The organism is Agreia sp. (assembly GCF_964263775.1).
Classification (GTDB): Bacteria; Actinomycetota; Actinomycetes; order Actinomycetales; family Microbacteriaceae; genus Agreia.
Window position 1 is genome coordinate 1 of sequence record NZ_CAXVWM010000188.1, and the last position, 6,790, is coordinate 6,790.

Consider the following 6,790-nt stretch of genomic DNA (forward strand, 5'->3'; position numbering starts at 1 on the left):
CGAAGAAGTGCACGTGTCCGCGGGCGTATTCGTTCGGAACGCGGCGCCAGTCCCCCGTCGCCACCACGGCCGCGCCGGTGTTGCCGTGGTACGAGCGATACGTCGACAGCACTTTGTCGCGCCCCGTATAGAGCCGGGCCATGCGGATCGCGTTCTCGTTCGCATCCGCACCGCCGTTGGTGAAGAAGACCTTGCCGAATTCCGATCCGGCGCGATCGAGGATGCGCCGCGCGGCCTCGCCCCGGGCGAGGTTGGCGTGGGCGGGCGCGACGGTGGTGAGGATGTCGGCTTGCGCCTTGATCGCGTCGCGCACGGCCGGATGCTGGTGGCCGATATTCACGTTGACGAGCTGGCTCGAGAAGTCGAGAAACTCGTTGCCGTCGTGATCCCACACCACCGAGCCCGATCCCCCGGCGATGACCATCGGGTCGAGGGCGGCCTGCGCCGACCAGGAGTGGAAGACGTAGGCCCGGTCGAGGTCGTACGCGCGCGTGCCGTCGTCGGAGGGGGAATTCACGTGTGGTGCCTGTTCTTTCTGTGTGGTTTCCCTGAGCCTTCGACAGGCTCAGGGAACGAGGGTGATGGTTGTGCGGGTGCTACTCGCCGCCCGCCTTGAGGGTGACCTCGATGGGCGCGAAGTCGGCGCCGTCGACGTCGACTCCGTCGTCTTTCAGCTCATCGAGGGCCTGGGTCACGTAGTCGTTCGAGTAGGCGGTCGCCGGCGGCTCCTCAGAGATGACGGTGGCTCCGGTCTCGTTCTTGGTTCCCATGGCGATGTCTACGGTCTGCTTCCAGGCCGCCTCGTCGATCATGCCGATGCCGCCGGATGTCGACGGCCAGATCAGCTTGTTGACCTCGTTGGTCATCCACAGCTGATGACTCTCGCCGAGCGTGGAACCCGCAGCGGTCACGATTCCTGCAGCCTCTTCCGGGTTGTCCTTCGCGTAGATCCAGCCCTTGATCGAGGCCTTGATGAACTTGACAGTCTGGTCGGCGTAGGCATCGTCGTCGGCGAGCTTCGACGAGTCGGCCCAGATCGCATCCTGCAGCATGGCCGTGCCCTCATCGTTCCAGTCGATGACGTTGAGCTCGTCGGGGGTGAAGAGTTCGCCCGTGGCCGGGTTCACCGATTCGAGCACCTGCGCGTACTCGTTGTAGGTCATGGCCTGCGCCGCGTCGATGTCGCCCGCGAGAAAACCGTTCATGTCGAACGCCTGCTGAACGAGCGAGATGTCGTCGGTGGCCACGTCGGCCTTCTGCATGCCGGCGAAGAGTTCCCACTCGTTGCCGTACCCCCAACTGCCCACTTTCTTGCCCTCGAGGTCTGCGGCCGTCGTGATGTTCTTGTCTTTCATCGAGATCTGCGTGGTGGCGCTGCGCTCGAAGATCTGGGCCACGTCGGTGATCTCGGCGCCCTGCTCGATCGACCCGAGAACCTTGGGAACCCAGGAGATGGCGTAGTCGGCGTCGCCGCCCGAGAGCACGTCTTGGGGAACGATGTCGGCACCGCCCTCGAGGATCGTCACGTCGAGCCCCTCGTCTTCGTAGTAGCCCTGGTCGACGGCCGCGTAGTAGCCGGCGAATTGCGCCTGGGCGAACCACTGCAGCTGCAGGGTCACCGGCGTGAGTTCTCCGCTTGCGGATTCACTGGACTCGTCGGAGCCGCTCGAGCTGCAGCCCGCCAGCGCGAGCGCCGAGACGGCCGCGATGGCGCCGGTGACAATGAGGCGATTGCTGTGTTTCATTGTTCCTCCTGTATTGGTGCGGTGAATGGTGCAGTGCCGCCGGGATCGGCGGACGTTGTCAGGGGGCCGTCGACGAGGCCCGGTGCGGCGAGACGAGCTTCTCGAGGCCGAGGGTCACGACGTAGAACGCCAGGCCCAGGATGATCGCGCCGAGCACGTAGGCATAGGCGAGCGAGTAGTTGCTCGAGGCCGCCGCCGAGGTTATCGACTTGCCGAGGCCGCCGATGGGGCCGCCGAAGTACTCGCCGATCAGAGCGGAGATGACGGCGAGGCTCGAGGCGATCCGCAGTCCGATGAACAGAAAGGGAACCGCGCCCGGCAGCGTCACCGTGCGCGTGGCCTGCCACGAGGATGCGCCGTAGGCCCGCATGAGATCGCGGTGCACGGGCCGGGCCTGGCGCAGTCCTCGCAGAGTGTTGAGGTACACGGGAATGAACACCGCCAGCGCCGCGACGAGTTGCCGCGCTGTCTCTTTGTCGGCACCGAACATCGTGTAGAGCACGGGAGCCAGCGCGACGATCGGAATGACGGACGCGGCGGCGACAAGGGGAGCGCTCAGCTCGTCGGTGATCGGAAGCACGGTGGCGACGATCGCGGCGAGGATGCCGACAATCGCCCCGATCAACAGGCCGACCAGTGCGTTCGCCCCCGTCACGAGACTCGACGTCCACACGCTCGAGACGCTCGACGTGAACTCGGCCGCGATCGACACCGGCGAGGGCAGCACGAACGGTTTGATCTCGAGCACGACCACGGCGAGCTGCCAGAGCGCCACGGCCAGCACACCGAGAAGAAGCGGTGGGAGAATCGTGCGCGACAGCGACGCGGACTGCCTCATCGGATATCGACCCCACGCGCCGCAGGGGCACCCGCAGACTCTCCGTGCAGGCTCTCGCGCACGGCGACCACGGCCTCGAAGAAGCTGTCGGCCTCTCGCAGCCCTTCGTCGCGTCCACCCGCGCGGCCCAGGTCGACCGCGATGACGTCGCGGATGCGACCGGGGCGGGGCGACATCACCACGACACGGTTCGAGAGGAACACGGCCTCGGGGATCGAGTGGGTGACGAAGACGACGGCCGCCCCCGTCTCGGCGCAGATGCGCACGAGTTCGTTCTGCATGCGCTCGCGCGTCATCTCGTCGAGGGCGCCGAAGGGCTCGTCCATCAGCAGCAGCCCGGGGCTCTCGGCGAGCGACCGGGCGATGGCGACCCGCTGCTGCATTCCGCCCGACAGCTGGTCGGGATACGTGTCTGCGAAGTCTGCGAGGCCGACCAGGGCGAGCAGTTCGGCCGACCGTGCGGCCCGATCCGACTTGCCGACCTTGTGCAGCTCGAGCGGCAGCTCGATGTTCGCGCGCACCGTGCGCCACGGCAGCAGTCCCGCCTGCTGGAACGCGATGCCATAGGCCTGATCGATGCGCGCCTGCCGTGCCGTCTTGCCGAAGACCTCGATCGATCCGCTCGTGGGCGTGTCGAGGTCGGCGATGAGTCGCAGCAGGGTCGACTTGCCGCATCCGGAGGGCCCGATCAGCGAGACGAACTCGCCCGGCGCGATCGTGAGGTCGACGGCCTCGAGCGCCGTCACATCCATGCCCTTGCGCGCCGCGAATACCTTGCCCACCCCGGCCACGAGCACGGCCGCGGGGCCGGTGGATGCGACGGGCCGGCCGGGCAAGACGGGCTGGCCGGATGCTGTGGGTTCGGTGCTCATGCGGGGGTTTCTCCTCGACGATATCGGCTGAGGGCGAGCCCGATGAGGGCGACCACTCCTGCTGCCAGGAGGCCGACGAACACGGCCCCGAAAATGGGTGCCCACGGCTTCGCGGGGTCTCCCCCGGCCGCGGCGGCATACTCCACGATCATGCGGCCGATGCCGCCGCGCAGCCCGATCGACACCTCGGCGACCACCGTGCCGATGACCGCGTTGGCCGCAGCGAGGCGCAGTGCGGGAAGCAGATACGGCACGCTCGCGGGCAGACGGAGCCGAACGAGGGTCGCGAACCACCCGACCGAATAGCTGCGCATGAGCTCGACGTGGTTCACGTCGGGCGACTCGAGCCCGCGGAGCGCCCCGATCGACACAGGGAAGAACGCGAGGTAGGAGGCGATGAGCGCCACCGACATCCAGTTCTCCCAACTGAACGACCCGACCTCGATCTGCGATCCCCAGCGTTTGACGAGCGGGGCGATAGCGATCAGAGGAACGGTCTGGCTCAGCACGATCCACGGCAGCAGGGCCGACTCCGCCGCGCGAAAGCGCTGCATCACGATCGCGAGCAGCATCCCCACGACGACACCGACGATCCAGCCCACCGCGGCCACGCCGAGGCTGAAGAACGACGCCTGCAGCACGGCCTGCCACATCAGCTCGTCGTCGCCGGCAGACCGCACCGGTCGAAACAGCCTCGCGATCATGTCGCCGATGTGCGGCATCGCCAGATCACTCGTGCGCGGCAGCACCGTGAGATCTCCGAACACCACACCGGTCGCGGGGCCGAGCGCCTTATAGAGTTCCCAGACGGCTGCCAGCACGACGATGCCGAGCACTCCGAAAAGCACGCGTCGGCCGAGCGACGAGCCGGTTCGGATCATGCCTTGGCCGTGATGTGCTCTGCGAGGGCCGGGATGACCGTCTCGCCGTACACGCGGAGGGTCTCCTCCTTGTTGTCGTGCTGCAGGTAGCCGGCGAACTGGGTCACGCCGATGTCTTTGAGCTTCTTCAGCTTCTCGATGTGGTCGTCCGCCGTGCCGAGCAGGCAGAAGCGGTCGACGATCTCGTCGGGAACGAAGGCCGTGTGGCTGTTTCCGGCGCGACCGTGCTCGTTGTAGTCGTAACCCTCGCGGCCTGCGATGTAGTCGGTCAGGGCCGACGGAACCGACGAATCTGAGCCGTACTTCGACACGATGTCGGCCACGTGATTGCCCACCATGCCGCCGAACCAGCGGCACTGGTCGCGCATGTGCTGCCAGTCGTCGCCGATGTACATGGGGGCGGCGGCGCAGAACGCGATCGAATCCGGATCGCGCCCGACGTTCTCGGCGGCGGCGCGCACCGTCTTGATCATCCACTCGGCGATGTCGAGGTCGGCGAGCTGCAGGATGAACCCGTCGCCGACTTCGCCTGTCAGTTTCAACGCGAGCGGGCCGTAGGCGGCGACCCAGACATCCAGTTCGCTGCCGACGCTCCACGGAAAGCGCAGCTCGGCGCCGTTGTACTCGACCGACCGAGAGTTCGCGAGTTCGCGGATCACGTGGATCGACTCGCGGAGTGCCTTGAGGGTGGTCGGCGCGCCGTTGGTGACGCGCACCGCAGAGTCGCCCCGGCCGATGCCCATGATGGTGCGGTTGCCGTACATCTCGTTGAGCGTGGCGTACAGGGATGCCGTCACGGTCCAGTCGCGCGTGGCCGGATTCGTGACCATGGGTCCGACCTTCACCCGGTGGGTCTCGTTCAAGATCTGGCTGTAAATCACATACGGCTCCTGCCACAGGAGGTGCGAGTCGAACGTCCACACGTAGCCGAATCCGTGCTGTTCGGCGAGCTTGGCGAGATGGACCGTGCGCGATGCGGGCGGATTGGTCTGGAGTACTGCACCGAATTCCATGGGTGGTCCTTTAGATCAGGTACTGCGAGAGGCCGCGTTTGATGAATCTGCCGTCGCCCTTGGCGCCGAGATAGCTGTTGTCGTCGACGACGACCTTTCCGCGCGAGAGAACGGTGTCGACGTGTCCGTCGATCTCGTAGCCCTCGTAAGCCGAGTAGTCGAGGTTCATGTGGTGCGTCTTCTCGTAGCCGATCGACGTGTGCCCGTTCGGGTCGTAGACGAGAATGTCGGCGTCGGCCCCGGGCTGGATGACGCCCTTCTTTCCGTACATGCCGAACATGCGCGCCGGAGTCGTCGACGTGATCTCGACCCAGCGCTCCAGCGAGATGTGGCCGTTGACGACGCCCTGGTACAGCAGATCCATGCGGTGCTCGACCGAGCCGATGCCGTTCGGGATCTTGGTGAAGTTACCGACCCCGAGCTCCTTCTGGCCCTTCATGCAGAACGGGCAGTGGTCGGTCGAGACCATCTGGATGTCGTTGGTGCGGAGAGCCTGCCACAGCTGGTCTTGGTGGTGCTCGTGCTTCGAGCGCAGCGGCGTCGAGCACACCCACTTGGCGCCCTCGAACCCGTCGGCCCCCAGGTTGTCTTCGAGCGAGAGATAGAGGTACTGCGGGCACGTCTCGCCGTAGACGTTCTGCCCGGTGTCGCGGGCGGCGGCGATCTGGCCGACGGCCTGCTTCGCCGAGACATGCACGACGTAGAGCGGCGCGCCCGTGAGGTTCGCGAGCATGATCGCGCGGTGCGTGGCCTCCTCCTCCATCTGCCACGGGCGCGAGACGCCGTGGTAGTAGGGCTCGGTGTAGCCGTCTGCGACGAGCTGCTGCGCGAACACGTCGATGGCGGATCCGTTCTCGGCGTGCATCATCGTCATGAGTCCGGTCGCCGCCGACTTCTGCATCGCCTGCAGAATCTGGCCGTCGTTGCTGAGGAACACGCCCGGGTACGCCATGAAGAGCTTGAAGCTCGAGACACCCTCGTCGAGGAGCCCGTCCATTGCGTGAAGCGACTCGGCATTGACGTCTCCGATGATCTGATGGAAGCCGTAGTCGATGGCGCAGTTGCCCGCCGCCTTCTCGTGCCACGCCGCCAGGCCATCCTGAACCCGTTCGCCGTACGACTGGATGGCGAAGTCGACGATCGTCGTCGTGCCGCCCCAGGCCGCAGCCCGGGTTCCGGTCTCGAACGTGTCGGATGCCTCGGTGCCGCCGAACGGCATCTGCATGTGGGTGTGCGCATCGATCCCGCCCGGGATCACGTACTTGCCCGTTGCGTCGATAACCGTGTCGACCGCCGCCGTCAGGTCGGTACCGAGCAGCACCGATCCGGGTTCGAGCACGGCGGCGATTCTCTCGCCGTCGATGAGCACGTCTGCTCGGGCGCGTCCGGTCGCAGAGACGACCGTTCCCCCGGTGATCAGCGTCGTTGCCATGTCGCCCTC

General features: G+C 66.3%; 7 protein-coding genes. All 7 read right to left on the reverse strand.

The window, feature by feature from the left end; all coding sequences use genetic code 11:
* The coding region (locus ACE5CZ_RS13565; RefSeq protein ID WP_374947864.1) for an aminotransferase class III-fold pyridoxal phosphate-dependent enzyme at nt 1-517 on the reverse strand (517 nt) is incomplete at its 3' end.
* Nucleotides 518-596: 79 nt separating this feature from the next.
* Nucleotides 597-1,745, reverse strand: coding sequence for an ABC transporter substrate-binding protein (locus ACE5CZ_RS13570; protein WP_374947865.1), 1,149 nt, complete (start codon nt 1,743-1,745; stop codon nt 597-599).
* 58 nt (nt 1,746-1,803) lie between these two features.
* On the reverse strand, nt 1,804-2,583 hold the full coding sequence (locus ACE5CZ_RS13575; protein ID WP_374947866.1) for an ABC transporter permease: 780 nt from the start codon (nt 2,581-2,583) through the stop codon (nt 1,804-1,806).
* Nucleotides 2,580-3,455 carry an ABC transporter ATP-binding protein gene (locus ACE5CZ_RS13580; RefSeq protein ID WP_374947867.1) on the reverse strand — a complete coding sequence of 292 codons (876 nt, stop codon included), beginning with the start codon at nt 3,453-3,455 and terminating at the stop codon, nt 2,580-2,582. The genes ACE5CZ_RS13575 and ACE5CZ_RS13580 overlap by 4 nt, the downstream gene beginning before the upstream one ends.
* Entirely contained in the window at nt 3,452-4,336 is an 885-nt protein-coding gene (locus tag ACE5CZ_RS13585) for an ABC transporter permease (protein ID WP_374947868.1), read from the reverse strand. Before ACE5CZ_RS13585 ends, ACE5CZ_RS13580 begins: the two co-directional genes overlap by 4 nt.
* Nucleotides 4,333-5,349, reverse strand: coding sequence for a TIGR03842 family LLM class F420-dependent oxidoreductase (locus tag ACE5CZ_RS13590; RefSeq protein ID WP_374947869.1), 1,017 nt, complete (start codon nt 5,347-5,349; stop codon nt 4,333-4,335). Before ACE5CZ_RS13590 ends, ACE5CZ_RS13585 begins: the two co-directional genes overlap by 4 nt.
* Before the next feature lie 10 nt (nt 5,350-5,359).
* Nucleotides 5,360-6,781: a dihydropyrimidinase gene (gene hydA, locus ACE5CZ_RS13595; protein WP_374947870.1), complete on the reverse strand. Its 1,422-nt coding sequence runs from the start codon at nt 6,779-6,781 to the stop codon at nt 5,360-5,362.
* Nucleotides 6,782-6,790 lie beyond the last annotated feature (9 nt).

Excerpts from the sequence above, each read along its gene's own strand:
- ACE5CZ_RS13570 (WP_374947865.1), bottom strand. The coding sequence starts at position 1,745 with ATGAAACACAGCAATCGCCTCATTGTCACCGGCGCCATCGCGGCCGTC.
- ACE5CZ_RS13580 (WP_374947867.1), bottom strand. The coding sequence starts at position 3,455 with ATGAGCACCGAACCCACAGCATCCGGCCAGCCCGTCTTGCCCGGCCGG.
- ACE5CZ_RS13585 (WP_374947868.1), bottom strand. The coding sequence starts at position 4,336 with ATGATCCGAACCGGCTCGTCGCTCGGCCGACGCGTGCTTTTCGGAGTG.
- ACE5CZ_RS13590 (WP_374947869.1), bottom strand. The coding sequence starts at position 5,349 with ATGGAATTCGGTGCAGTACTCCAGACCAATCCGCCCGCATCGCGCACG.
- ACE5CZ_RS13575 (WP_374947866.1), bottom strand. The coding sequence starts at position 2,583 with ATGAGGCAGTCCGCGTCGCTGTCGCGCACGATTCTCCCACCGCTTCTT.
- hydA (WP_374947870.1), bottom strand. The coding sequence starts at position 6,781 with ATGGCAACGACGCTGATCACCGGGGGAACGGTCGTCTCTGCGACCGGA.